This is a genomic window from Pseudomonas shirazica, assembly GCF_015168335.1.
GTDB classification, from domain to species: domain Bacteria; phylum Pseudomonadota; class Gammaproteobacteria; order Pseudomonadales; family Pseudomonadaceae; genus Aquipseudomonas; species Aquipseudomonas asiatica.
Genome location: NZ_CP063456.1, coordinates 1,166,290 through 1,188,997 on the forward strand (window position 1 = coordinate 1,166,290; position 22,708 = coordinate 1,188,997).

Annotated in this window: 26 protein-coding genes; 20 read left to right on the forward strand and 6 right to left on the reverse strand. The window is 63.7% G+C overall.

The genetic code is table 11. From position 1 onward, the window contains the following. The first annotated feature begins 50 nt into the window (after positions 1-50). The 3 genes from IMX18_RS05340 (at position 51) to IMX18_RS05350 (ending at position 2,534) form a co-directional block, all read left to right on the forward strand. On the forward strand, positions 51-1,316 hold the full coding sequence (locus IMX18_RS05340; RefSeq protein WP_054573513.1) for an aminotransferase class I/II-fold pyridoxal phosphate-dependent enzyme: 1,266 nt from the start codon (positions 51-53) through the stop codon (positions 1,314-1,316). Continuing rightward, a complete protein-coding gene (locus IMX18_RS05345; protein ID WP_015271192.1) occupies positions 1,309-1,536 on the forward strand; it encodes a hypothetical protein in 228 nt (75 codons plus the stop codon). The genes IMX18_RS05340 and IMX18_RS05345 overlap by 8 nt, the downstream gene beginning before the upstream one ends. A gap of 71 nt (positions 1,537-1,607) precedes the next feature. Beyond that, a complete protein-coding gene (locus IMX18_RS05350; RefSeq protein WP_054573514.1) occupies positions 1,608-2,534 on the forward strand; it encodes a dienelactone hydrolase family protein in 927 nt (308 codons plus the stop codon). A gap of 12 nt (positions 2,535-2,546) precedes the next feature. Here IMX18_RS05350 and IMX18_RS05355 read toward each other — a convergent pair whose 3' ends face one another. The 3 genes from IMX18_RS05355 to fliK form a co-directional block, all read right to left on the reverse strand. Then, positions 2,547-3,518, reverse strand: a complete 972-nt coding sequence (locus IMX18_RS05355; protein ID WP_015271190.1) for a GlxA family transcriptional regulator — start codon at positions 3,516-3,518, stop codon at positions 2,547-2,549. Positions 3,519-3,608: 90 nt separating this feature from the next. Continuing rightward, the gene (locus tag IMX18_RS05360; protein WP_015271189.1) at positions 3,609-3,953 is read right to left on the reverse strand and encodes an EscU/YscU/HrcU family type III secretion system export apparatus switch protein; all 345 of its coding nucleotides are present in this window, start codon (positions 3,951-3,953) and stop codon (positions 3,609-3,611) included. Continuing rightward, positions 3,950-5,506: a flagellar hook-length control protein FliK gene (gene fliK / locus IMX18_RS05365; protein ID WP_015271188.1), complete on the reverse strand. Its 1,557-nt coding sequence runs from the start codon at positions 5,504-5,506 to the stop codon at positions 3,950-3,952. Before fliK ends, IMX18_RS05360 begins: the two co-directional genes overlap by 4 nt. A gap of 266 nt (positions 5,507-5,772) precedes the next feature. Between fliK and ccmA the strand changes: the two genes are divergently transcribed. The 16 genes from ccmA (at position 5,773) to IMX18_RS05445 (ending at position 18,167) form a co-directional block, all read left to right on the forward strand. Continuing rightward, positions 5,773-6,405 carry a cytochrome c biogenesis heme-transporting ATPase CcmA gene (ccmA, locus tag IMX18_RS05370; RefSeq protein ID WP_013973564.1) on the forward strand — a complete coding sequence of 211 codons (633 nt, stop codon included), beginning with the start codon at positions 5,773-5,775 and terminating at the stop codon, positions 6,403-6,405. Next, positions 6,393-7,070, forward strand: coding sequence for a heme exporter protein CcmB (gene ccmB, locus IMX18_RS05375; protein WP_013973563.1), 678 nt, complete (start codon positions 6,393-6,395; stop codon positions 7,068-7,070). The genes ccmA and ccmB overlap by 13 nt, the downstream gene beginning before the upstream one ends. Before the next feature lie 46 nt (positions 7,071-7,116). Beyond that, entirely contained in the window at positions 7,117-7,884 is a 768-nt protein-coding gene (locus IMX18_RS05380) for a heme ABC transporter permease (protein WP_012273476.1), read from the forward strand. Next, positions 7,881-8,057, forward strand: a complete 177-nt coding sequence (gene ccmD, locus IMX18_RS05385; RefSeq protein WP_003257324.1) for a heme exporter protein CcmD — start codon at positions 7,881-7,883, stop codon at positions 8,055-8,057. The genes IMX18_RS05380 and ccmD overlap by 4 nt, the downstream gene beginning before the upstream one ends. After that, complete coding sequence (ccmE, locus tag IMX18_RS05390) at positions 8,054-8,509, forward strand: cytochrome c maturation protein CcmE (RefSeq protein ID WP_015271187.1); 456 nt, start codon at positions 8,054-8,056, stop codon at positions 8,507-8,509. The genes ccmD and ccmE overlap by 4 nt, the downstream gene beginning before the upstream one ends. A gap of 11 nt (positions 8,510-8,520) precedes the next feature. Further along, positions 8,521-10,494 (forward strand): heme lyase CcmF/NrfE family subunit, encoded by a 1,974-nt coding sequence (locus IMX18_RS05395; protein WP_217190733.1) that lies wholly within the window; start codon positions 8,521-8,523, stop codon positions 10,492-10,494. Continuing rightward, complete coding sequence (locus IMX18_RS05400; protein WP_015271185.1) at positions 10,491-11,027, forward strand: DsbE family thiol:disulfide interchange protein; 537 nt, start codon at positions 10,491-10,493, stop codon at positions 11,025-11,027. Before IMX18_RS05395 ends, IMX18_RS05400 begins: the two co-directional genes overlap by 4 nt. Next, positions 11,024-11,512: a cytochrome c-type biogenesis protein gene (locus IMX18_RS05405; protein WP_003257333.1), complete on the forward strand. Its 489-nt coding sequence runs from the start codon at positions 11,024-11,026 to the stop codon at positions 11,510-11,512. The genes IMX18_RS05400 and IMX18_RS05405 overlap by 4 nt, the downstream gene beginning before the upstream one ends. After that, positions 11,505-12,695 carry a c-type cytochrome biogenesis protein CcmI gene (gene ccmI / locus IMX18_RS05410; protein ID WP_015271184.1) on the forward strand — a complete coding sequence of 397 codons (1,191 nt, stop codon included), beginning with the start codon at positions 11,505-11,507 and terminating at the stop codon, positions 12,693-12,695. Before IMX18_RS05405 ends, ccmI begins: the two co-directional genes overlap by 8 nt. Positions 12,696-12,707: 12 nt before the next feature. Beyond that, positions 12,708-13,124 carry a hypothetical protein gene (locus IMX18_RS05415; protein ID WP_013973557.1) on the forward strand — a complete coding sequence of 139 codons (417 nt, stop codon included), beginning with the start codon at positions 12,708-12,710 and terminating at the stop codon, positions 13,122-13,124. A 630-nt stretch (positions 13,125-13,754) separates the two neighbouring features. Then, complete coding sequence (locus IMX18_RS05420; RefSeq protein ID WP_217191039.1) at positions 13,755-13,937, forward strand: hypothetical protein; 183 nt, start codon at positions 13,755-13,757, stop codon at positions 13,935-13,937. 54 nt (positions 13,938-13,991) lie between these two features. Then, the gene (locus tag IMX18_RS05425) at positions 13,992-14,930 is read left to right on the forward strand and encodes a 2-hydroxyacid dehydrogenase (RefSeq protein WP_015271183.1); all 939 of its coding nucleotides are present in this window, start codon (positions 13,992-13,994) and stop codon (positions 14,928-14,930) included. Positions 14,931-14,980: 50 nt separating this feature from the next. Next, the gene (locus IMX18_RS05430) at positions 14,981-15,769 is read left to right on the forward strand and encodes a PhzF family phenazine biosynthesis protein (protein ID WP_100413683.1); all 789 of its coding nucleotides are present in this window, start codon (positions 14,981-14,983) and stop codon (positions 15,767-15,769) included. Positions 15,770-15,943: 174 nt separating this feature from the next. Further along, complete coding sequence (locus IMX18_RS05435; RefSeq protein ID WP_015271181.1) at positions 15,944-16,351, forward strand: GFA family protein; 408 nt, start codon at positions 15,944-15,946, stop codon at positions 16,349-16,351. Between the two features lie 112 nt (positions 16,352-16,463). Then, the gene (locus tag IMX18_RS05440) at positions 16,464-16,802 is read left to right on the forward strand and encodes an FKBP-type peptidyl-prolyl cis-trans isomerase (protein WP_003254365.1); all 339 of its coding nucleotides are present in this window, start codon (positions 16,464-16,466) and stop codon (positions 16,800-16,802) included. A gap of 702 nt (positions 16,803-17,504) precedes the next feature. Then, positions 17,505-18,167 (forward strand): hypothetical protein, encoded by a 663-nt coding sequence (locus tag IMX18_RS05445; protein WP_015271179.1) that lies wholly within the window; start codon positions 17,505-17,507, stop codon positions 18,165-18,167. A 77-nt stretch (positions 18,168-18,244) separates the two neighbouring features. Here the strand turns inward: IMX18_RS05445 and IMX18_RS05450 are convergent, their stop codons facing one another. From IMX18_RS05450 to IMX18_RS05460, 3 genes are all read right to left on the reverse strand, one after another. Continuing rightward, on the reverse strand, positions 18,245-18,973 hold the full coding sequence (locus tag IMX18_RS05450) for an aspartate/glutamate racemase family protein (protein WP_182328502.1): 729 nt from the start codon (positions 18,971-18,973) through the stop codon (positions 18,245-18,247). A 16-nt stretch (positions 18,974-18,989) separates the two neighbouring features. After that, positions 18,990-20,522 (reverse strand): NCS1 family nucleobase:cation symporter-1, encoded by a 1,533-nt coding sequence (locus IMX18_RS05455; protein ID WP_039614451.1) that lies wholly within the window; start codon positions 20,520-20,522, stop codon positions 18,990-18,992. A gap of 555 nt (positions 20,523-21,077) precedes the next feature. After that, the gene (locus IMX18_RS05460) at positions 21,078-21,515 is read right to left on the reverse strand and encodes an Lrp/AsnC family transcriptional regulator (protein ID WP_003260363.1); all 438 of its coding nucleotides are present in this window, start codon (positions 21,513-21,515) and stop codon (positions 21,078-21,080) included. 134 nt (positions 21,516-21,649) lie between these two features. Here IMX18_RS05460 and IMX18_RS05465 point away from each other — a divergent pair, with 134 nt between their 5' ends. Further along, on the forward strand, positions 21,650-22,549 hold the full coding sequence (locus IMX18_RS05465; protein ID WP_217191037.1) for a DMT family transporter: 900 nt from the start codon (positions 21,650-21,652) through the stop codon (positions 22,547-22,549). Positions 22,550-22,708 lie beyond the last annotated feature (159 nt).

The window sequence follows — 22,708 nt, forward strand, 5'->3', positions numbered from 1 at the left end:
TCCACCGATCAATTGCGCATTGTTCAATGCAAACAAGGAGGCGCATAACCATGCAATCGACCGTGATTGGCCTGGATGATTTCAACGCAACTGATTTCAATGCAACCAGGGCGTTGCATGCTCACCGGGCCAGCGACCTGTCCGATGTGTTCTGTGAGCCGTTGGCCATGACGTCCGCCTATACCTTCGCTTCAGCCAAAGAGGCATGCGAGCGCTTCAGCGGCCAGCAGCAAGGCAATGTATACAGCCGGTTCACCAACCCGACCGTCCAAGCGTTTGAAAGCCGTGTGGCAGCGCTCGAACGCGCTGAAAGCGCAGTGGCGTTCGCTTCTGGTATGGGCGCTTTCACCGCGCTTTGTCACGCCTTTCTCCAGCAAGGCGACAACATCGTCTGCAGCCGGGACGTGTTCGGCACTACGGTCAATGCCTTCAGCTACTACATGGCCCGCTTCGGGATCGAGGCCCGATTCGTCGATTTGACAGACCTGGCGCAGTGGAAGTCAGCAATTGACGGCAGGACCCGCCTGGTGGTGTTGGAGTCGCCATCCAACCCGCTGCTGAAAATCGGTGATATCCGCGCCATAAGCATGCTGGCACATGAAAAAGGGGCATTGCTGGTGGTGGACAACACCTTGCTGACCCCTGTTTTTCAGCGGCCACACACACTGGGAGCGGACCTGGTCATCCACTCCGCTGGCAAGTACATGGATGGCCAGGGGCGTGCATTGGCGGGCGTCGTGACCGGTTCGCAAAGCCTCCTGCAGGTGTTGCGGGGTGTTCTGCGTACCTTGGGCATTTCTTGCAGCCCGTTCAACGCCTGGCTGCTGCTCAAAAGCCTGGAAACCCTCGAAGTCAGAATGATGCGGGCGCAGGAGAGCGCCTTTGAGCTGGCACGCTGGCTTATGGATCAGGACCTGGTGACTGAAGTCCATTACACCGGCCTTGAACACCACCCCCAGCATGCATTGGCATGCCGCCAGCAGGACGGCCATGGCGGGCTATTGGCTTTCGAGATCGTCGGGGGCCAGGCCGCAGCCTGGCAATGGATTGACGAACTGCGTTGTGTGGCGCGCTGTACCAACATCGGCGACACCCGCAGCATGGTCACGCATCCGGCCACAACCACACACGGGCGGTTGGACGCACAGGCACGCCAACAGGCGGGTATCACGGATGGTTTGATCAGGTTGTGTGTCGGCCTGGAGCGTGTTGACGATATCAAGGCCGACCTGCAACAGGCCTTCCGGGCCGTGTCCTCGCAAAGGTCCATGGCAGCGACGGCCGGCCGTCCCTGGAACGCGGTGTTCAATGGCTGAACTGCTCGCTTCAGGATTCGGCATCGGCGTGTTCGCCGTGGGGGTGCAGATCCTTGCATTGATCGCGGTATATGGCACGGCCTGCGCGAAGGAAGTGCGTTTTTATGCCGTGGCTTTTGTGCTGGCGAGTTGCGTGATGACAGGCATGGCGATGCTCGACCCGTTGGCATTCACCCAATGGCATGTCGATGGCCTGGCAGTAATGACGATGTGCGGCTGATGCCAGGCGCCGCCAATTTTCGATAACGGGTGAAGGTTCAACACCCGCTCATGACGTTCAGGGGTAACCAGATGTTCAAAGTAATGGCCATCAGCTTGGTGCTGGGCTGTGCGCTTCCGTTCGCAGCGGCCCGGGCTGAGGTCGCCGCCACCGATAGCGGCACCGTTGCCACTGTCAGCAAACGATTGGTTTCTTTCTATAGTCAGCCACTGCCATCCGCTGGCAAGGCGATACCGATTCGGGTTCCGGCTGTGTTGTCGCTGCCGGCCAACGGTGCGGGCCCGGTACCGGCGGTGATCATCCTGCATGGCTCGGCGGGCATGGATTCGCGCGGCCCGTTGCATGGCGGCGACCTCAATGCCCGCGGCATCGCTACGCTGGAGTTGGATATGTGGGGCGCGCGCAGGCTTGCGGGCGGTGCACAAGGGCGGCCACCACGTGTGCACGATACCCTGCCGGACCTGGCAGGCGCCCTGGCTTACCTGGCCAAGCAACCCGGTGTCGATGACAAACGCGTGGGCGTGCTCGGGTTTTCCTGGGGTGGCGTACAGGCCATGCTCGCCGCCTCTGCTCCCATCAATGACGAACTGGAGAAAGCCTCAGGTGTTCGTCCCATCTCGATGGCCGCGTTCTACCCCGTGTGTTGGGGTTACAACCGTGTGCCAGGTTATACCTTCAAGCATCTGGCCCCGGCGCGCTTGCTGGTGCTGGTGGGCGAAAACGACCAGTACGACGATGACCCGCGTGCCTGTTCGTCGTTGATTTCAAACCTGCCCAGCGAAGACCAGGCGCGGGCGCAGGTGCTGGTGTACCCCGGCGCAGAGCACGGCTTCAATGGGTTGGAGGCTGCACAGGAGTATCAGGACCCGTTCCTGCACCGTGGCCAGGGAGGCGTGGGGCGTTCGGCACCTGACCCGGCAGCGCGCGACGCTTCGCGCCGGGCCGTGGTGGAGTTCTTCACCGAAAGCTTCGCCCCGACTGCGATAAGCGAGCGGTAGCAGCACAAAGATCTAGGCGCCCTCGTTAGCCAGAGCATGGCGAAACTGCAGTGGCGGCTGCGGCATTTCCTGGCGCCATGCCAGGCGAAAGGCATGGCTGCTGCCGTAGCCGCAACGCTCGGCGATCTGTTCCACGTTGAGATGGCTGCCGCGCAAAAGCTCACGGGCCAGGTCGATGCGTTGGGCGCGCAGGTAGTTCTGCAGCGTTTGGCCGGTATTATCGCGGAACAGCCGCGCCAGGTGCCGGTAGCTCACATTGAACTGGCTGGCCAGTTGTTCGAAGCTGAAGTTGGTACCCAGGTGTGCATCCATGTAGTCCTGGGCTGCATGCACCAACGGGTGGATGTGGTTGCGCGCCAGGTCTGCCGCGCGCAGTTGCACATCTTCGCCGGCGCGGCGACGGTAGATGACCAGTTCCTGCGCCACCTGGTTGGCTACTACCTTGCCAAATTGCAGGCTGACGATGTGCAGCGCCAGGTCGGTTCCGCTGGACACGCCTGCCGAGGTGAACACGCCATCATCCTCGACGAACAGGCGGTTCTCCAGCACCTTGGCTGCTGGGTAGCGCGTTCGCAGCAAGTCGACGTAACGATGGTGCGTGGTGCATTGCCGGCCATCCAGCAAGCCAGCTTCGCCCAGCAGAAACGCACCGGTGCATATGGAGCACAGTTGTATATCCGGCGTTTGCCTGACCACCTGCGCCAGCCACCGGGCTGTGGCGGTCAATATCGCGGTATCGGCGGGTGTCGCAGAGAGCTTGTTGCCCACCACGAACAGCAAGTCCTGCGGTGCCAGCCGGTCAGGCAACTGGTGCAGGCCACTCAGTGTCACGCCCTGAAAACTGCTGACTTGTTGTCTGGCGGCTATGCAACGTACGTTGACCGGAGCCAGCTGGAGTTCTTCAAGGCTCGCCATGATTTGTAACGGGCCGCCGAGATCAAGGATGTGGGTGCCCGGAAGCAGCAAGAACCAGATGGTACGCATTACAGTATTCCTTACATCGCCAAGCGCCTGACCTTGAGCGGCACGTTACCAATATGGCGCAAAAAGGCAATTTGCATGAATACCAGGTGGTCAGGTGCCTTCGCCTTCTGGCAGCAGCCTTCCCAGGAGCGGTGGCACAGGCCCTGGGGCGGCAGGTTCGTCATCGAAGCCCGCGGGCACCTTGCCCCGCAGGTGCCAGGCAAAGGCGATGATTTCGGCGATGGTCAGATACAGCGCCTCCGGTATCTGGTCCCCCAGCTCCAGGCGCGCCAGCAGACGCACCAGCTCGGCATTTTCGTAGATCGGCACCTCGTGTTCCCGGGCCAATGCCAGGATGGCCTCGGCCAGCGCATCGTCACCCTTGGCGGTGAGGGTCGGAGCTTGCTGCCCGTCGTAGAACAGGGCAATCGCCTGGCGTGCAGGTTGGTGCGTCATGCGTTCTCATCCACCCAACGTTGTTCTACCCGCGTACGCGGGCCTTGTGGTGGGATACCAGGATGGCATTCCAGATCACCCACATCCAGGCCCCGCGCCAACAGGCGTTCGCGCAAGCTGCCGAGCTGGCTGTCGATCAGCCGGGCTGTCGCCTCGCGTTCCGCCCAAAGCTGGCCACCCAGGCGGCCTTGGCTCAGTTGTGCCTGGACCTGCACCGGGCCAAGGGGCGAGAGGTCGAAAGCCAGCTCGATACGCCACAGGGCTTGCAGCGGGTCGGCTGACTCCTGCTGGCGGTCGGCCTGCTGTTGTGGCGTTTCCTCGCGCTGCAGCTTGACCTGCAACGGGATGAACTCCTGGCCGTGACGGATCGGCACTTCGGTTTGCCAGGTGGTCTGCAGGTTGCCGTTTTCCAGGGTACCGGTTTGTTGCAGGCTGCTCATGGCATGGCTTTGCAGGCGCGATACGGCAGCGGCGGCCAGGCGTAGCAATTGTTGCAGGTCGCCTTCGTCCTCCATGGCCTTGAGCAGGCGCGACGGCAGCGGGAATGCGCCCGGCTGCGGCTTGGGGCTGACCCGTTCGAGCATGCCCAGCGCGCTGCGGGCCAGGACCGGCATGGTAACGGCCAGGCTGGCGGGCGCCAGGTTGGGCGCCCCGGGTACGCTTGCCGGCGTGATGGTGATCAGCCGCAGCAAGTGGGCCTTGAGGTCGGTGGCGACGCTGGCCGGGAAACCGCCCAGCAGTTTGGCTTCGAGAAAGGCACCGCTGTTGTTCAGGGCCTGCGCCACTGCCTTGGCATCACCCAGTTGCCGGGCTTCTGGCAGGCTCGCCAGCAGGCGTTCGGCGCTGGCTCGCAATTCGCCATCGGCGCCCGGGTCGCGGGCCACCTGTTGCAGGGCATTGAGCAGGCCGGGCAGCGAAGCCTGGCGGTTTTGTTGGGTCAGCAGCTGCTGGGCAATGCTGAGCTGGTCCTGGCGGCCGCTGAGCGGTACGAAACGCAGCGACTGGTCGCCCTGCACCAGCGCGCTGAGCAGGCTGCCAACGGCCAGCGGGCGCGGGCTGTCCACGCTCAGGGTAGCGCCGGCCTGGGCGCTGTTGAGCAGGCTGACCAGCGCCCGGTAGACGGCTGGCTGGCCGGGCGCCTGGGCCAGCGCCTGGTTGGTCAGGACCTTGCCCTGCAGCAGGGTGCCGACCGGCACTTTGCTGGTGTCCAGGCGGGTGAGGGTGGCGACCTGGCTGGCGCTGGCCTGCTGCAGCATGATCGCCAGGCGGTTGCTTTCAGTCTGGCTGACCGTGACCTGGCTGCCCTGGGGCAGGGGCTGGCTGGCGCTGGCTTGCAGCTGGGTCTGGGTGCCGTTGGCCTGCATCAGCCGCAGCACCAGCTGAAAATCCTGGCCCACCTGGCGCAACGACATGACTTCGGCCTGGGCGGTCTCGCCGGGGGCCATCAAGCCGGGTTGCGGTTGTGTCAGGCGCAGCAGTTCGCCGGTCATGCCCGCCTTGATGGCCTGGGGGCTGATTGCGGTTTGTGCGCCGAGACTATTGATTTCAGTCATGATTGTATACAACCTGTCGAACCCGCCCTCTTGGCAGCGCGGCGGCGCGTGTAATAATGCCGACCGTCCGTCGTTGCCAGTATAACGGCAGCGAGGGGGGCGACTTGAGATACAGGGCTCCAGGGCCGTGTCGCCTGCTTCGCGGGTGAACCCGCTCCTACAAGGGGTTGCGCAGCTTTCAAGCCTTGCGTGAAACCTTGTGGGAGCGGGCGTGCCCGCGAAGCAGGCGACACCGCTCCGGAGCCCTACAAAGATAAGGCGAAACCGTGACCCTTCACCTCCAAGCCGCGGGCCTGGCCTGCGAGCGCGACTGGCGCCTGCTGTTCGAGCACCTCGCTTTCGAGCTGCGGCCCGGCGACATGCTGCAGATCAGCGGCCCCAACGGCAGCGGCAAGACCAGCCTGCTGCGCTTGCTGGCCGGCCTGATGCAGCCGACGGCCGGGCAGATCCTGCTGGGTGGCAAGCCACTGGCCGAGCAGCGCCACGCCCTGGCCAGCATCCTGTTGTGGATCGGCCATGCAGCGGGCATCAAGGACCTGCTCACCGCCGAGGAGAACCTCACCTGGCTGTGCGCCCTGCACCAGCCGGCCAGCCGCGAGGCGATCTGGGCGGCACTGGCGGCCGTCGGCCTGCGTGGTTTCGAAGACGTGCCCTGCCACACCCTGTCTGCCGGCCAGCAGCGCCGCGTGGCCCTGGCCCGGCTGTACCTGGCCAGCCCGCCGCTGTGGATCCTCGACGAACCCTTCACCGCCCTCGACAAGCAGGGCGTGGCGCAGCTCGAGGCGCACCTGGCGGCCCACTGCGAGCAGGGCGGCACGGTAGTGCTGACCACCCACCACACGCTGGAACGCAAGCCCTCCGGTTACCGTGAACTGAACCTGGGGCAATGGGCGGCATGAGCGTATTCATCCTGTTGTTGCGCCGCGAAGCGCGCCTGCTGTTCCGCCGCCCGGCCGAGCTGGCCAACCCGTTGGTATTCTTCGCCATCGTGGTTGCGCTGTTCCCGCTGGCAGTCGGCCCGGAAAGCCAATTGTTGCAAACCTTGTCGCCAGGCTTGGTCTGGGTGGCGGCACTGCTGGCGGTGCTGTTGTCGCTGGACGGCCTGTTCCGCAGCGATTTCGAGGACGGCTCGCTGGAACAGTGGGTGCTGTCGCCGCACCCGTTGGCGCTGCTGGTGCTGGCCAAGGTGCTGGCACACTGGATCTTTTCCGGGCTGGCGCTGGTATTGTTGGCGCCGCTGCTGGCGCTGATGCTGGGGCTGCCTAGCCATTGCCTGCCGGTGCTGCTCGGTTCGCTGCTGCTGGGTACGCCCGTGCTGAGCCTTTTGGGCGCGGTGGGCGCGGCGCTGACAGTCGGTCTGAAACGCGGCGGTTTGCTGCTGGCATTGCTGATTCTGCCGTTGTATATCCCTGTATTGATCCTGGGCAGTGGTGCGTTGCAAGCGGCGTTGCAGAATATGCCGGCAACCGGCCACCTGCTCTGGCTCGCCAGCCTGACGGCCCTGGCCGTGACCCTGGCACCCTTTGCGATAGCGGCCGGCCTGAAGATCAGCGTCGGCGAATAACGAGTCCCGGGCTTTCAAGCCCGGCCAATACCCTGGATGTACCCTGATGAAAATAAGCTGGACGTGGTTCCACAAGCTGGGCTCCCCCAAATGGTTCTATGCCATCAGCGGCCGCATGCTGCCGTGGCTTGCCGGCGCTGCCGTGCTCCTGCTGCTGGTCGGCATCACCTGGGGCCTGGCCTTCGCTCCCCAGGACTACCAGCAAGGCAACAGCTTCCGCATCATCTACATCCACGTACCGGCGGCGATGCTGGCGCAGTCCTGCTACGTGCTGCTGGCAGTGGCCGGGGTGGTGGGGCTGGTGTGGAAGATGAAACTGGCCGACGTCGCCTTGCAATGCGCCGCCCCCATTGGCGCCTGGATGACCGCCGTGGCGCTGGTCACCGGGGCCATCTGGGGCAAGCCCACCTGGGGAAGCTGGTGGGTCTGGGATGCCCGGCTGACGTCCATGCTCATCCTGTTGTTCCTGTACTTCGGCATTATTGCGCTGGGCCAGGCAATCAGTAATCGTGACAGTGCAGCCAAGGCCTGTGCGGTACTGGCGATCGTCGGCGTGGTGAACATCCCGATCATCAAGTACTCGGTGGAGTGGTGGAACACCCTGCACCAGGGCGCCACCTTCACCCTCACCGAAAAGCCGGCGATGCCCGCAGAAATGTGGTTGCCGCTGCTGTGCACGGCGCTGGGCTTCTACTGCTTCTTCGGCGCGGTGCTGTTGCTGCGCATGCGCCTTGAAGTACTCAAGCGCGAAGCGCGCGCCAGTTGGGTCAAGGATGAAGTATTGAACAGCCTGGGGCGGAGGGCCGCACAATGAGTTTCGCCACCTTCGGTGACTTTCTCGCCATGGGCCACCATGGCCTGTACGTGTGGACGGCCTATGGCATCTGCCTGGCGGTGCTGGCGCTGAATGTCGCCACGCCCGTGCTGGCCCGCCGTCGCTACCTGCAAGATGAGGCGCGCCGTTTGCGCCGGGAGAACAACCAGTGAATCCGCAGCGCAAGAAACGCCTGTTGCTCATCGTCGGCCTGCTGGTCGGCGTCGGGGTTGCCGTCGGCTTTGCCTTGAGCGCATTGCAGCAAAACATCAACCTGTTCTACACCCCGACCCAGATCGCCAACGGCGAAGCGCCGCTGGACACCCGCATCCGCGCCGGCGGCATGGTCGAGAAAGGTTCGGTACAGCGTTCGTCCGATTCGCTGGACGTGCGCTTCGTGGTCACCGACTTCAACAAGTCGGTGCCGATCACCTACCGTGGCATCCTCCCCGACCTGTTCCGCGAAGGGCAGGGCATCGTCGCCCTCGGCAAGCTCAACGCCGATGGCGTGGTGGTGGCCGATGAAGTACTGGCCAAGCACGACGAGAAGTACATGCCGCCCGAGGTTACCAAGGCCCTGAAGGAAAGCGGCCAGGCCGCCACCGGCGGGGAGGCCAGGCCATGAACGCGGCGCTGGTGATCCCCGAACTCGGCCAGCTGGCGATGATCCTGGCCATCTGCTTTGCTGCCGTGCAGGCCAGCGTGCCGCTGCTCGGCGCCTGGCGTGGCGACAGCCTGTGGATGAGCCTGGCGCGACCGGCTGCCTGGGGGCAGTTCGCCTTTCTGGCCTTTGCCTTCGCCTGCCTGACCCATGCCTTCATGACCGACAACTTCTCGGTCGCCTATGTGGCCAGCAACTCCAACAGCGCCTTGCCCTGGTACTACAAGTTCAGTGCCGTGTGGGGGGCGCACGAAGGTTCGCTGCTGCTGTGGGCGCTGATCCTCGGCGGCTGGACCTTCGCCGTGTCTGTGTTCTCGCGGCAGTTGCCGCAGGTGATGCTGGCCCGCGTGCTTGCGGTAATGGGCATGATCAGCGTGGGCTTCCTGAGCTTCCTGATCATCACTTCCAACCCCTTCCAGCGCCTGCTGCCGCAGGTGCCGACCGATGGCCGCGACCTCAACCCGCTGTTGCAGGACTTTGGCCTGATCGTCCACCCGCCGATGCTGTACATGGGCTACGTCGGGTTCTCGGTGGCCTTCGCCTTCGCCATCGCCGCCTTGCTCGGTGGCCGCCTGGACGCCGCCTGGGCGCGCTGGTCGCGGCCCTGGACCATCGTTGCCTGGGCCTTCCTCGGTGTCGGCATTACCCTGGGTTCGTGGTGGGCCTACTATGAACTTGGCTGGGGTGGCTGGTGGTTCTGGGACCCGGTGGAAAACGCCTCGTTCATGCCTTGGCTGGTGGGTACGGCGCTGATCCACTCGCTGGCGGTGACCGAAAAGCGCGGGGTATTCAAGAGCTGGACCGTGCTGCTGGCGATTGCCGCGTTCTCGCTGAGCCTGCTGGGTACCTTCCTGGTGCGCTCCGGTGTCCTGACCTCGGTGCATGCGTTTGCCGCCGACCCGTCGCGGGGCATTTTCATCCTGATCTTCCTGCTGTTCGTGGTCGGTGGTTCGCTCACTCTGTTCGCCCTGCGCGCACCGGTGGTCAAGAGCCAGGTCGGCTTTGCCCTGTGGTCGCGCGAGACGCTGCTGCTGGCCAACAACCTGGTGCTGGTAGTGGCGGCCTCGATGATTCTGCTCGGCACCCTCTACCCGCTGGTGCTCGATGCGTTGACCGGTGCCAAGCTGTCGGTCGGCCCACCGTATTTCGATGCCTTGTTCCTGCCGCTGATGGCACTGCTGATGGTGGTGCTGGGCGTGGGCGTGGTGGTGCGCTGGAAAGACACCCCCGGCAAATGGCTGGCCAGCATGATGACCCCGGTGCTGCTCGGCAGCGCCATCCTCGCGCCGGTGGCAGGCTTTATCGTCGACGACTTCGACTGGCCGACCCTGACCGCCTTCGCCCTGGCCGCCTGGGTGGTGCTTGGCGGGCTGCGCGACATTCTCGACAAGACCCGTCACAAAGGCCTGCTCAAGGGCCTGCCTGGCCTGGGTCGCAGCTACTGGGGCATGCAGCTGGCGCACCTGGGCCTGGCGGTGTGCGCGCTGGGCGTGGTGCTGTCGAGCAACAACAGCGCTGAACGCGACCTGCGCATGGCACCGGGCGAGAGCGTGGAGCTGGGCGGTTACCACTTCCTGTTCCAGGGGGGCCGGCACTTCGAAGGGCCGAACTTCATCTCCGACAAGGGCACCGTGGTGGTCAGCCGCGATGGCCGTGAAGTGACCACCCTGCACCCGGAGAAGCGCCTGTACACCGTGCAGCAGTCGATGATGACCGAAGCCGGCATCGACGCCGGCTTTACCCGCGACCTGTACGTTGCCCTCGGCGAGCCGCTGGAGAACGGCGCCTGGGCAGTACGCGTGCATATCAAGCCTTACGTCCGCTGGATCTGGCTGGGCGGTCTGCTGACCGGCCTGGGCGGGTTGCTGGCGGCCCTCGACCGGCGCTATCGCGTCAAGGTCAAGACCCGGGTGCGTGATGCCCTGGGCGTGTCTGGAGCAGCTGCATGAAGCGTTGGATCATGGTAGTCCCCCTGGCGGTATTCCTGCTGGTGGCGGTGTTCCTCTACAAAGGGCTGTTCCTCAAGCCCGACGAGCTGCCCTCGGCAATGATCGGCAAGCCGTTCCCGGCGTTTTCCCTGGCCTCGACCCAGGGCGACCGTACCCTGACCGAGGCCGACTTGCGGGGCCGCCCGGCACTGGTCAACGTGTGGGCCACCTGGTGCCCGTCGTGCAAGGTAGAGCACCCGTACCTGAACCAGCTGGCCCAGCAGGGTGTGGTGATCCACGGCGTCAACTACAAGGACGACAATGCGGCGGCCCTGAAGTGGCTGGCCGAGTTCCACAACCCGTACCAGCTGGACATTCGTGACGAGCAGGGCAGCCTGGGCCTGGACCTGGGCGTGTATGGCGCGCCGGAAACCTTCCTGATCGATGCCAAGGGCATCATCCGCTACAAGCACGTGGGCGTGGTCGATGCCACGGTCTGGCGTGAGCAGCTGGCGCCGCTGTACCAGGGCCTGGTCGATGAGGCCAGGCCATGAAGCGGGGGCTGGCAGCTGCGGTGCTGGGGCTCTTCATGGGGTTGAGCCTGGCAGGCGTGGCCAAGGCGGCCATCGACACCTACCAGTTCCGCGACGATGCCGAGCGTGAGCGCTACCAGCAGCTGACCAAAGAGCTGCGCTGCCCCAAGTGCCAGAACCAGGACATCGCCGACTCCAACGCGCCGATTGCCGCCGACCTGCGTCGGGAAATCTTCCGCATGCTCGGCGAGGGCAAGAGCAACCAGCAGATCGTCGACTTCATGGTCGACCGCTATGGCGACTTCGTGCGCTACAAGCCGGCGCTCAGCGGGCGTACCTGGCTGCTGTGGTTCGGCCCGGGGATTTTGCTGGCTGGTGGTTTCGTGGTGCTGGCGCTGATCGTGCGCCGGCGCCGCAGTGCGGCCGTGCAGGGCGCCAATGAGTTGTCCGCCGAAGAACGCGAGCGTCTCGCCAAATTGCTGGAAAAAGAACAGACCCATGATTGAATTCTGGCTCAGCGCGGGCCTGCTGCTGCTCGCTGCCCTCAGCTTCCTGCTGATCCCGATCCTGCGTGGCCGTGGCCGCCAGCAGGAAGAAGACCGCACCGCCCTGAACGTGGCCCTGTACCAGGAACGCGTCGCCGAACTGGCTGCCCAGCAGGCCGCCGGCGTGCTCGATGAGGCGCAAATGGCCAAAGGCCGTGACGAGGCCGCCCGTGAGCTGCTGGCGGATACCGAAGGTGCCGAGGCCCCGCGCCAGGGGCACCTGGGCAAGGCCCTGCCGTTGCTGGCGGCGCTGCTGGTGCCGCTGCTGGCATTGGGGCTGTACCTGCATTTCGGCGCGGCCGACAAGGTTGAGCTGACCCAGGAGTTTGCCGAAGCGCCCAAATCGATGGAAGAAATGACTGCCCGCCTGGAGCGGGTGGTGCAGGCCCAGCCGGATTCGGCCGAGGCCGTGTACTTCCTGGGCCGAGCCTACATGGCCGAGCAGCGCCCCGCCGATGCCGCGCGTACATTCGAGCGCGCCGTGGCCCTGGCCGGTCGCCAGCCCGAATTGCTCGGGCAATGGGCACAGGCGCTGTACTTCGCTGCCGACAAGAAATGGAGCCCGCAGCTGCAGGCGCTGACTGACGAGGCGCTGAAAGCCGACCCCAACGAAGTGACCAGCCTGGGCCTGCGTGGTATCGCTGCCTTCGAGGGCGAGCGTTACCAGGAAGCCATCGATTACTGGAAGCGCCTGCTGGCGCAACTGCCGGAAGGCGATACCTCGCGTGCGGCGCTACAGGGCGGTATCGACCGCGCTGCCGAGCGCCTGGGCGGTTCGCCGGGGCAGGCTGCGGCGCCCGTGGCGGCTCGCTTGAAGGTGCGCGTGGAACTGGCTGCGGCGTTGAAGGACAAGGTCAAGCCGGACGACACGGTATTCATCTTCGCCCGCGCCAGCAATGGCCCACCCATGCCGCTGGCGGCCAAGCGGGTGACCGTGGCGCAGTTGCCGATCGAGGTGGAACTGTCCGATGCTGACGCCATGATGCCGCAGATGAAACTGTCGGACTTTGCCGAAGTCCAACTCGTTGCACGTGTATCACGCGCTGGCCAGCCAACCCATGGCGAGTGGATTGGCCAGGGCACGCCATTGCCCAGCGCCACCCAGGCCATCCAGCACCTGACCATCGACAGCCCCGACCCGTAAGAGAGCAATGCCATGCACAGCATCGTCCGCCTGACCCTGATCACCCTGGCCCTGGGTTTGTCTGCGTGTACGGTGCATGAGCCGTACGAGCAGCCCGAACCACCGATCGAGCGCCTGCCGCCGCCGGGGCCGGCGGTCAAGCCCTTGCCGGACAGGCAGCCGGCCCCCGCGCCGAGCAAGCCTGCGGCCACGCCCAAGCCGATGCCACGCACCTCGGCCAGCTTCGCGCCGCCGCCTGGCGGGGCGAGCCATTGGGACCCGAAGCTGGGTGTGTATGTGCTGGAGAAGAAGCCCAATACCTTCTACCGCCAGCGGACCTACTACCGCTTCAACAACGGCTGGAGCTGGTCGCTGAGCCCGGATGGACCGTGGCAGGAGACTGACAGCAGCGGTGTGCCGGGTGGTCTGGGGCGTGCGTTCGCCCAATAATTGCAAGGTTGCCGTTGCCGTTGCCGTTGCCGTTGCTTTTGCTTTTGCTTTTAAGCGCGCGGTAGTCCAGGCGCCGCCGATTGCGACTTCAGGAGGCCGAGCGAAGGGACTGCGGAGGGAGGTGACGGGCATGGATGCCCGTCAAGCGCTGAGGCCCCATGGATGGGGCCTGCAGCGCGTACTCCCGGGAGCAGGCCCGTAGCGAGGGAACCCCGGAGCGCAGCGTAGGGGCCGGATGATAGGAGCCAGCGTTTTTTGGTTACTTTTTGTCGCGTTTGACAAAAAGTGACCCGCCGTAAGGGCGGAAAGGTGAATAAGCGCCACCTTCGAAAATGAATGTTAACCTTGTTGTTGATGCCCACGCTTGAAAGCGGCGAGCGAAGAGCGAAGAGCGGAAAAGTACTGGTCTTGATCTCGCGCATAGTCCATTTACGATGGCGACGCATACTCACCTTTTCGCCCTTACGGCGAGTCACTTTTTGCCAAACGCGGCAAAAAGTAACCAAAAAACGCTGCGCTCCCATCATCCGGCCCCTCCGCTGCGCTCCGGGGTTCCCTCGCGCCGGTCTTGCTCCCGGGAGTACGCGCTGCAGGCCCCATCCATGGGGCCTCAGCGCTTGACGGGCATCCATGCCCGTCACCTCCCTCCGCAAGACCTCTGCTCGGCCTCCTGAAGTCGCGAAGATCAAGATCAAGATCAAGATCAAGATCAAGAGCAAGAGCAAGAGCAAGAGCAAGAGCAAGAGCAAGAGCAGAGCAGAGCAGAGCAGAGCTAAGCAGAACAGTGCAGTTTCACCTCTTTATTTCGGTTGACTGTACTGGCCGGTGACTCCGCATAATGTCGCCTCGAACTGACCCGGAGGTGGCATGCACAAGACAGTCCTGGTGCTGGTGGAAACCGTCGATGATTACCTGCCCATGCTGGAGCAGGCCGGCTACCGTTTGATCCGTGCCCCTTCGCCGCAACTGCGGGCCGAGGCCATCCAGCGCCATGCCCATGAAGTAGATGCTGTGCTCACCCGCGGCCCGCTGGGCCTGACTGCCAGCGAAATCGACACGCTGTCCAAACTGCAGATCATCTGCGTGATCGGTGCTGGCTACGAACAGGTTGACCTGGCCGCGGCCGCTGCGCGCGGCATCACTGTCACCAACGGCGCCGGGGCCAATGCCGAAGCGGTCGCCGACCACACCCTCGCCCTGCTGCTGGCGCTGTTGCGCGACATTCCCCGCGCCGATGCCAGTACCCGCCGGGGCGAATGGAACCGGGTGATCAGCCCCTCGGTGAGTGGCAAGCGCCTTGGCATTCTCGGCCTTGGTGCGGTGGGCCTGGCCATCGCCAGGCGCGCCCATCTGGGCTTCGCCATGCCCGTCAGCTACCACAGCCGCACGCCGCGCCAGGATGTGCCCTACACCTGGTACGACAGCCCGCAGCACCTGGCCGACGCCGTCGACATCCTGGTGGTGGCAACCCCCGGGGGAGCCAACACTCGTCACCTGGTCGATGCACAGGTGCTCGAGGCCCTGGGGGCCGAGGGCTACCTGGTGAATATCGCCCGAGCCAGCGTGGTCGACACCCAGGCCCTGGTGGCCGCGCTGCAGCATGGCCAGCTGGCTGGTGCGGCACTGGATGTGTTCGACGACGAGCCGGCTGTACCCGATGCCCTCAAGGCCCTTGGCAACACCGTGCTCACCCCCCACGTGGCCGGCCAGTCGCCGGAGGCGGCGCGCGATACGGTGACCCTGGTGCTGCGCAACCTGCAGGCGTTCTTTGCCGGCGAAGCCGTATTGACTCCGGTACGCCAGTAACCCTTTTCATACATCTGCCTGGCAGCGATCGGGCAACAAGGAGTGTGTGCATGCAACTTGAAATCTTCCAGGTCGATGCGTTTTCCGCCGAGCCGTTCGGGGGCAACCCGGCGGCAGTGATCCCACTGCAAAGCTGGCTGCCGGACGACGTGCTGCAGCGCATTGCCGAAGAGAACAACCTCTCGGAAACCGCCTACTTCGTGCGCAACGGCGAAACCTTCGACCTGCGCTGGTTCACCCCGACCGTGGAAGTCGACCTGTGCGGCCATGCCACCCTGGCCTCGGCCTATGTGCTGTTCGAACAGCTGGGCGAGCAGGCGCAGGTGCTGCGTTTCAACACCCGCAGTGGCGAGCTGCGGGTCAGCCGCAACGCTGACGGGCTGCTGGCCATGGACTTCCCGGCCAAGCAGCCGGTCGCCGTGGACATGCTGCCGGGCCTGTTGCAGGCGCTGGGCCTGGGCCAGGCACAGGCGCTGTACCGCAGTGACGACTATGTGGTGGTGATCGATGACGCCCTGTTGCTCGACACCCTGAAGCCGGATTTCGTTGCGCTGTTGGCCTTCGATGTGCGCGGTATCGCCGTTACCGCGGCAGGCCGTGGCTTTGATTTCGTCACCCGCTGGTTCGGCCCGCGGGTCGGCGTGAACGAAGACCCGGTGACTGGCTCGGCGCACACCTCGCTGGCGCCGATATGGGCCGAGCGTCTGGGTAGGAACGTGCTGAGCTGCGAGCAGGGTGGGGCGCGCAAAGGGCAGCTGCAGTGCGAAGTGCCGGGTAACGGCCGGGTGATCATCAGCGGGCGTGCGGCGTTGTACCTGCGCGGTACGGTGTACATCTGACCTTGGGCAACTGTCTTGTGCTGCCTGTGCCGGCCTCATCGCCGGCAAGCCAGCTCCCACAGGTACTGCACTGGCCTGAGAACGGCGCGGTCGGGGTGGGAGCCGGCTTGCCGGCGATGAGACCGGTACAGGCATCTATACTTGCTGGCCCATCTTCCGCTCAAGGAGCCAGCCATGGCCCTGGAAAAACACGGCACCTGCCTGTGCGGCGCCACCCGGCTCAAGGTCACCGTCGACAATACCCATATCAGCGCCTGCCACTGCAGCATGTGCCGCAAATGGACCGGCGGCCCATTGCTGGTGGTGCATTGCAGCCAGCCACCGGTGATTGAAGGGCGCGCGCCCAGCATCTATGAGTCTTCCGATTGGGCCCAGCGCGGCTTCTGCGGCCAGTGCGGCACGCACCTGTACTACCGGCTCAAGGCCAATGACTTCCACGCCGTGCCGGTCGGCCTGCTCGACGGCGACCAGGAATGGCATTTCGACTTGCAGATCTTCGTCGAACAGAAACCCGCCTGGTATTGCTTCGCCAACCAGACCAAGGAACTGACTGGCCAGGAAGCCTTCGAGCAGCTCGGCTGATTCAGGCGGCGTGCTGTGATCGATGCGCCAGCACGAAACGCCACGCGAACTTGCCAAACCGTTGCATTCCTGAGAAAAGGGCGGCTTTGTTTCCAGCGTTGGAGTATGCCCCGTGAGCCAAGAACTGCAGATCATCGACCTTGTGGAGGGGGATGGCAAAGCCGCCGTCAAAGGCGCCCTGATCACCACCCAGTACACCGGCTGGCTGGCCGACGGCAGCGAGTTCGACTCGTCCTGGTCGCGCGGCAAGCCGTTCCAGTGCGTGATCGGCACTGGTCGGGTAATCAAGGGGTGGGATCAAGGCCTGATGGGTATGCGCGTTGGCGGCAAGCGCAAGTTGCTGGTACCGGCGCACCTGGGCTATGGCGAACGCAGCGTGGGGGCGATTCCGCCGAATTCGGATTTGACCTTCGAGATCGAATTGCTGGAAGTGCTGACACGGGATGATTGAGGAAAAGGACTACACGCGCTGTCGGCCAGTGTCTGATTGAGGTGCCTCCCGGGTACGGCTAACCTTGCAGACTCACTGAGTGAAGAGGGTAGCCTATCCATGAAATCGCATTTTTCCTCACGGGTGGTACGCAAAGCGAACGCGCTGTTGGTGGCATCAGGCGCGCGAATGGAAATCTCGTTACCACGCGAACTGGCGAGTGTGGTTACCAACTCCCGAAAGACCCGTTCGGAACTGAAGGCAGCATTCGAGGCTGCGTATTCCCGCCTGCGCAAAGGGTAAGAGCCATATGGTCGGGTGTGGCACAAAGTCTCGTGGGCTCGATTCTCTTCGTGTTCTTGCTGGGCTTTCTGGTGTTCTTCACCTGGAGTCTGAATCAAGGCCCAAAGCAGGTTATCGAGCAGGTATTTGATGTAACCATTCTCGACTCTGTCTCTATGGAACAAGCAGCCGGGCCACCGTAACGGTAATCAGCGAGAGCAACGAGTAACGAACGGACACATTTCAGCAACACCCATCCTCTAATCTAAGCCTTGCCTAGGGAACGGCATCCACCTCCAGGGAGGAACCAAACGGGTTCAGGGCACTCTCACCCTCACTCGTTGCCAAGGATGGCATTCACTACAAGGATGCCCCGCGGTGCTGTTGGCGGGGTGATGTGGCGGGTCTACCCGATTCTTTCTGCCACATGGGCCTGTTTTGATGAAGTTGCCAACATTCTTCCGCCGTCGTCGTCACTGGTTGCTGAGCCTGACGCTTACAGCCATAGCCGTACCGCTGGCGCTGGAAGCAGTCGAAAGCCGGGCGCAACCGGTGGATGGCACCCAGACCCTTGTGTTCCTGCGCCACGCCGAGAAGCCGGGCGAGGGGCTGGGCCAGTTGAACTGCCAGGGCCTCAACCGTGCGCTGGACCTGGCTACCCTGCTCCCCGAGCGCTTTGGCAAGGCCGACTACGTGTTCGCTGCCAACCCCTCGCGGCATGTCGAGGAAGGCAGCAAGGACCAAAGCTACAGCTACATTCGCCCGCTGATGACCATCAGCCCCAGCGCCATTCGCCTGGGCCTGCCGGTAAACATCGACTATGGCGCCAACGACACCGACGCGCTGGCCGAAGAGCTGCTGCGCGACAAGTACCGTAACGCGACCGTGTACACCGCCTGGTCGCATGGCTACCTCCCTGACCTGATCAATGCCGTGGCTGGCAAGGCCCTCGGTGAAAAGCGGGTGATCACCGAGGACTGGAGCGGCGACGACTTCGACACCCTCTACGTCCTGACCCTGACCTGGCACGACGGCAAGGCCAGCCTGCTCAGCCGCAACGTGCGTCAGGGCCTGAATGATGGTGCGCATAGTTGCCCGACCTGATCCGCTGGTGATGGTTTGCCTATACCGGCCTCTTCGCGGGCAAGCCCGCGAAAGGGCCTGCACAGGCAAATAGAAGGTTAGCGCCCGAACCGCACCGGCCAACCCACCACTTTCTTCACCCGTGGCGTGGCATAGGTACGGACCTTGGAGGTACTCAAGCCCATGCGCACCAGCGATTCGGCCATGGTCACCGCCGCACTCACACCATCCACCACCGGCACGCCGGTGCGCTGGCGGATCTGCTCGTCCAAACCGGCCATGCCGCCGCAACCCAGGCAGATCACCTCGGCCTTGTCGTCACGCACGGCGCGTTCTGCCTGCTCGACAATCGCCTCCACCGCGCGCTGCGGGTCGGCTTCCAGCTCCAGCACTGCCAGCCCGCTGGCGCGTACAGATGCGCAGCGGTCATACAGGCCGGAGAGCTTCAGGCGGTCTTCGATCAGCGGCACGGTGCGGTCCAGGGTGGTCACCACCGAGTAGGCATGGCCCAGGTACATCGCCGTGCTGGCGGCTGCATCGGTGATGTCCACCACCGGTACGTTCAGCAGTTCCTGCAAGCCTTCGCGGCCATGTTCGCCGTAACCCGCCTGTATCACGGCATCATAAGGGCCTTCGTAGGCCAGCACTCGGTCCATCACCGCGATGGCGGCCAGGTAGCTTTCGAAGTTGCCCTCCACCGACTCGGCACCGAACCATGGGGTGAGGCCGATGATTTCCGTGCCGGGCGCTGCCACCGCACGGGCCTGTTCGGCAATGGCTTCGGTGATGGCTTCGGTGGTGTTGACGTTGGCGATCAGAATGCGCATGGGTAGTCCTCCCTGGTCAATGGCTGCTGTGGTCCACGGCGATGCATTCGCCGCTGACGTCCTGGTATTGGTGTTTGCGTGGGGCGATCAGCAGGTAAAGTGCGGCGGCGATGCCGGCACCGATCAGCCAGGAGAATGGCGCCACGCCATGGAAGTTGGGCACCAGGGCCAGGACGATGGCCAGCAGGGCGGCCGGCACGAAGGCGGCCACGGCGCGCAGGTTGATGCCCTTGGTGTAGTGGTAGGCGCCAGCCGGGTCTTCGCTGTACAGCTGCGGCACGTTGATGCAGCCTTTGCGCAGCAACCAGTAGTCGGACATGATCACCCCGTACAGCGGGCCGAGCAGGGCACCCAGGCCGGACAGGAAGTACACGATCACCAGTGGGCTGTTGTACAGGTTCCACGGCAGGATCAGCACCGCCAGGGTGGCGCTGATCAGCCCGGCGCGGCGGAAGTTCAGGTGACGCGGTGCCAGGTTGCTGAGGACGAAGGCCGGGGCGACGAAGTTGGCCATGATGTTCACCGCCACCGTCACGATCAGGAAGGCCAGGCAGCCCAGTACCAGGAACGCTGTACTTGGGATGGCCGCGACGATCTGGGTCGGGCTGTCGATGATCTGGCCGTTGATCTGGAACTGCGCGCCGCACAGCACCACGGTGATCACGGCGAACACCAGGATGTTCACCGGCAGGCCCCAGAAGTTGCCGACGCGGATGGTCTTGCGGCATGGCGAGGAGCGGGCGAAGTCACAGAAGTTCAGCACCAGGGTGCCGTAGATCGCCAGCCACAGCGCGCCGCCGGCAAATATGTTGCGCCACATCTCGTAGCCGGTCAGCGGTTCGGCCACCGACCAGGCGATGCGGGCGTCGGCCTTGAAGTACATGAACACCGCCAGGGCGGCGACGGTCAGCAGTATCACCGGGCCGGCAAAGGCCTCGTAGCGGCGCACCATCTCCATGCCATAGGCCAGGATCACCAGCTGCACCAGCCATATCGACACGAAACACACCCAGCCCAGGCTCGACAGGCCGAGGATGCTGTCGTGGTCGTAGGCTGCCATTTGCGGCCATACAGCGGTGAGCAGCACGCGCAGCACCACCGAAGCCAGGTAGGTCTGGATGCCGAACCAGGCGATGGCGATGACCGCACGAATCAACGCCGGAATCTGCGCACCATGGATGCCGAAGGCGATGCGGCTGATGACCGGGAATGGTACGCCGGTCTTCTGCCCCATGTAGCCGGACAGGTTCATGAAGAAGTACACCAGCGCCGCGCCGATGGCCAGCGACAGCAGGATCTGCCAGCCACCCAGGCCGAGGGCGAACAAGCCCATGGCGAACGAGTAGTTGGCGATGTTGTGCACATCATTGGTCCACAGCGCAAAGATGCTGTAGCCGCCCCAGCGGCGACCTTCGATGCGCGTCGGCGCGAGGTCGCGGTTATGCAGGCGCGGGCTCAGGGCGAGTTCCGGCTGGCTGCCGGCGAGAGTGGACGCGGGGTGGGTGCTGGCGACGGATAGTTCAGGGGCAAGGTCGAAGCTGGTACTCATTCCGGCGGGCTCCTGATGCACGTGGACTGCGATGAGCGGGCATGCGCACGGGCTCGCCATCTCGTCGGTGCAGCGTTGGCATCTCAGGGTTTGGGGCGCGGCGGCCGATGTTGAGTCGGCGTCGCGGGTTCTTGTGTATTTATGTTTTGCTTGGTTTGTATACAAAACACGAACACACAAAAGCGAGTTCCATGCCAAGGAAAAAGCAAACTTCAGTTGGCCATCATTTTGAACTTACCTTGTTGAGTTGTAAGTTCATGAAATGAAGAGAGTATAAGTTGACCAAATGAACAGATTTAAATTTCCCGAAGGTAATTTTGTTGATCGTTTGGTCAGAATAATTTGTGGGAAGTGTGTAACCTATTGGGGCGCAATCTTGAAAAGTGCACACAAAAACGGCACTTAAGGTGACATTCTTGTGTACAAAAATTGGTCAACTTTTTCCTGTGCTGGCCTCTTCGCGGGTAAACCCGCACACAAGTACCCCGTAGCATTCAGGTCGGTCGAAATCCTGTGGGAGCGGGTTTACCCGCGAAGAGGCCCGCACAGGCAGATTCAATCCATCGGCGGCAACCGCCGCTTGACCGGTGTCTTCTTGATGATCGCCGTATTGGTTTCGGCCACCGTATAGAGGCGGTCGAGCAGGGTGTCCAGTTGCTCCATCGAGCGAACATGCAGGCGGGCAATGAAGCAGTCTTCGCCAATTACCTTGTCGCACTCGGTGAATTCGGGAATGGCGATGATCTGCCGTTCCACCTCCTGCAGCTTCCCGGGTAGCGGGCGGATGCGCACGATGGCCTGCAGTTGGTAGCCAAAGGCGCGTGGGTCGACCTCTACGGTGTAACCGCGCAACACGCCGCGTTCCTCCAGGCGACGCAGGCGTTCGCTGACGCTGGGTGAAGACAGCCCGCTGATCTGCGCCAGGGCCTTGAGCGAGCGGCGCGAGTCTTCCATCAGCGCGTTGATCAGCAGTTGGTCGATGGCATCGGTCATGGTCACCTCAATCAGGTTATTCGCGTTATTTGCCTTGATAGTAAAGGCAAACTGGCCAATCTTCCTTCGTTATGCGCTGGAAGGCTCGCCGACAACCTTTGCATACTGTTGCCATCGTCAACAGGAGGTTTGAGATGGACAGTTCATTGCGTCGTGGCTCGCTGGAAATGGTTGCCGCCATGCTGATTTCCGGGACCATCGGCTGGTTCGTGCTGGTATCTGGCCAGCCGGTGCTGGAGGTGGTGTTCTGGCGTTGCGTGTTCGGTGCCGTGACCTTGCTGGCGATTTGCGCGGGGTTCGGCTTTCTGCGGCCTGGCGCGATAAGCCGTACGGCGTTCCTGTTGGCGATTGCCAGCGGTTTGGCCATTGTCGGCAACTGGGTGTTGCTGTTCGCCTCCTACTCGCGGGCATCGATTGCCATCGGCACGGCGGTGTACAACGTGCAGCCGTTCATGCTGGTGGGGCTGGCGGCGGTGTTCCTGGGCGAGAAGATCACCCTGGCCAAGGTCACCTGGCTGAGCGTGGCGTTCCTCGGCATGCTGGCCATCGTCAGTGCCCATGGCGCGGGGCAGGGTGGCGGCGAGGACTATTTGCTGGGCATTGCGCTGGCGCTGGGGGCGGCCTTCCTGTATGCCATCGCGGCGTTGATCATCAAACGCCTGAGTGGCACGCCACCGCACCTGATCGCGCTGATCCAGGTGGCCACGGGTGCGCTGTTGCTGGCGCCGTGGGTCAAGCTTGGCGGGTTGCCGGGTGAAGTGCCGGCGCTGGCCAGCCTGGTGACCTTGGGCATGGTGCACACCGGCTTGATGTACGTGTTGCTGTACAGCGCCATCCAGCGCTTGCCCACGGCGTTGACCGGGGCGCTGTCGTTCATCTACCCGATTGCGGCGATTCTGGTGGACTGGGTGGCGTTCGGGCACCGGCTGGCACCGTTGCAGTGGCTGGGGGTGGCGTTGATCCTGCTGGCGGCGGCGGGGATGCAGCAGGGGTGGTGGTTCCGGCCCAGGACGATAGCGGTCAAGGGCCATTGAGGCCGCTTTGCGGCCTATCGCCGGCAAGCCAGCTCCCACTTCGACCGCATCGGGCTCAAGCCATGCGCAGTACCTATAGGAGCCTGGCTTGTCGGCGATGAGGCCAGTACAGGCAGTACAAGTTGCTCCCAGGTAATGCACAGTTCTCAAAGCTTGCGC

What these genes read in the sequence shown, in the direction of transcription:
- IMX18_RS05340 (WP_054573513.1), top strand. Translation starts at nt 51, where the DNA reads ATGCAATCGACCGTGATTGGCCTGGATGATTTCAACGCAACTGATTTC.
- IMX18_RS05345 (WP_015271192.1), top strand. Translation starts at nt 1,309, where the DNA reads ATGGCTGAACTGCTCGCTTCAGGATTCGGCATCGGCGTGTTCGCCGTG.
- IMX18_RS05350 (WP_054573514.1), top strand. Translation starts at nt 1,608, where the DNA reads ATGTTCAAAGTAATGGCCATCAGCTTGGTGCTGGGCTGTGCGCTTCCG.
- IMX18_RS05355 (WP_015271190.1), bottom strand. Translation starts at nt 3,518, where the DNA reads ATGCGTACCATCTGGTTCTTGCTGCTTCCGGGCACCCACATCCTTGAT.
- IMX18_RS05360 (WP_015271189.1), bottom strand. Translation starts at nt 3,953, where the DNA reads ATGACGCACCAACCTGCACGCCAGGCGATTGCCCTGTTCTACGACGGG.
- fliK (WP_015271188.1), bottom strand. Translation starts at nt 5,506, where the DNA reads ATGACTGAAATCAATAGTCTCGGCGCACAAACCGCAATCAGCCCCCAG.
- ccmB (WP_013973563.1), top strand. Translation starts at nt 6,393, where the DNA reads ATGGGCGGCATGAGCGTATTCATCCTGTTGTTGCGCCGCGAAGCGCGC.
- IMX18_RS05380 (WP_012273476.1), top strand. Translation starts at nt 7,117, where the DNA reads ATGAAAATAAGCTGGACGTGGTTCCACAAGCTGGGCTCCCCCAAATGG.
- ccmD (WP_003257324.1), top strand. Translation starts at nt 7,881, where the DNA reads ATGAGTTTCGCCACCTTCGGTGACTTTCTCGCCATGGGCCACCATGGC.
- IMX18_RS05400 (WP_015271185.1), top strand. Translation starts at nt 10,491, where the DNA reads ATGAAGCGTTGGATCATGGTAGTCCCCCTGGCGGTATTCCTGCTGGTG.
- IMX18_RS05405 (WP_003257333.1), top strand. Translation starts at nt 11,024, where the DNA reads ATGAAGCGGGGGCTGGCAGCTGCGGTGCTGGGGCTCTTCATGGGGTTG.
- ccmI (WP_015271184.1), top strand. Translation starts at nt 11,505, where the DNA reads ATGATTGAATTCTGGCTCAGCGCGGGCCTGCTGCTGCTCGCTGCCCTC.
- IMX18_RS05415 (WP_013973557.1), top strand. Translation starts at nt 12,708, where the DNA reads ATGCACAGCATCGTCCGCCTGACCCTGATCACCCTGGCCCTGGGTTTG.
- IMX18_RS05420 (WP_217191039.1), top strand. Translation starts at nt 13,755, where the DNA reads ATGCCCGTCACCTCCCTCCGCAAGACCTCTGCTCGGCCTCCTGAAGTC.
- IMX18_RS05425 (WP_015271183.1), top strand. Translation starts at nt 13,992, where the DNA reads ATGCACAAGACAGTCCTGGTGCTGGTGGAAACCGTCGATGATTACCTG.
- IMX18_RS05430 (WP_100413683.1), top strand. Translation starts at nt 14,981, where the DNA reads ATGCAACTTGAAATCTTCCAGGTCGATGCGTTTTCCGCCGAGCCGTTC.
- IMX18_RS05435 (WP_015271181.1), top strand. Translation starts at nt 15,944, where the DNA reads ATGGCCCTGGAAAAACACGGCACCTGCCTGTGCGGCGCCACCCGGCTC.
- IMX18_RS05445 (WP_015271179.1), top strand. Translation starts at nt 17,505, where the DNA reads ATGAAGTTGCCAACATTCTTCCGCCGTCGTCGTCACTGGTTGCTGAGC.
- IMX18_RS05450 (WP_182328502.1), bottom strand. Translation starts at nt 18,973, where the DNA reads ATGCGCATTCTGATCGCCAACGTCAACACCACCGAAGCCATCACCGAA.
- IMX18_RS05455 (WP_039614451.1), bottom strand. Translation starts at nt 20,522, where the DNA reads ATGAGTACCAGCTTCGACCTTGCCCCTGAACTATCCGTCGCCAGCACC.
- IMX18_RS05460 (WP_003260363.1), bottom strand. Translation starts at nt 21,515, where the DNA reads ATGACCGATGCCATCGACCAACTGCTGATCAACGCGCTGATGGAAGAC.
- IMX18_RS05465 (WP_217191037.1), top strand. Translation starts at nt 21,650, where the DNA reads ATGGACAGTTCATTGCGTCGTGGCTCGCTGGAAATGGTTGCCGCCATG.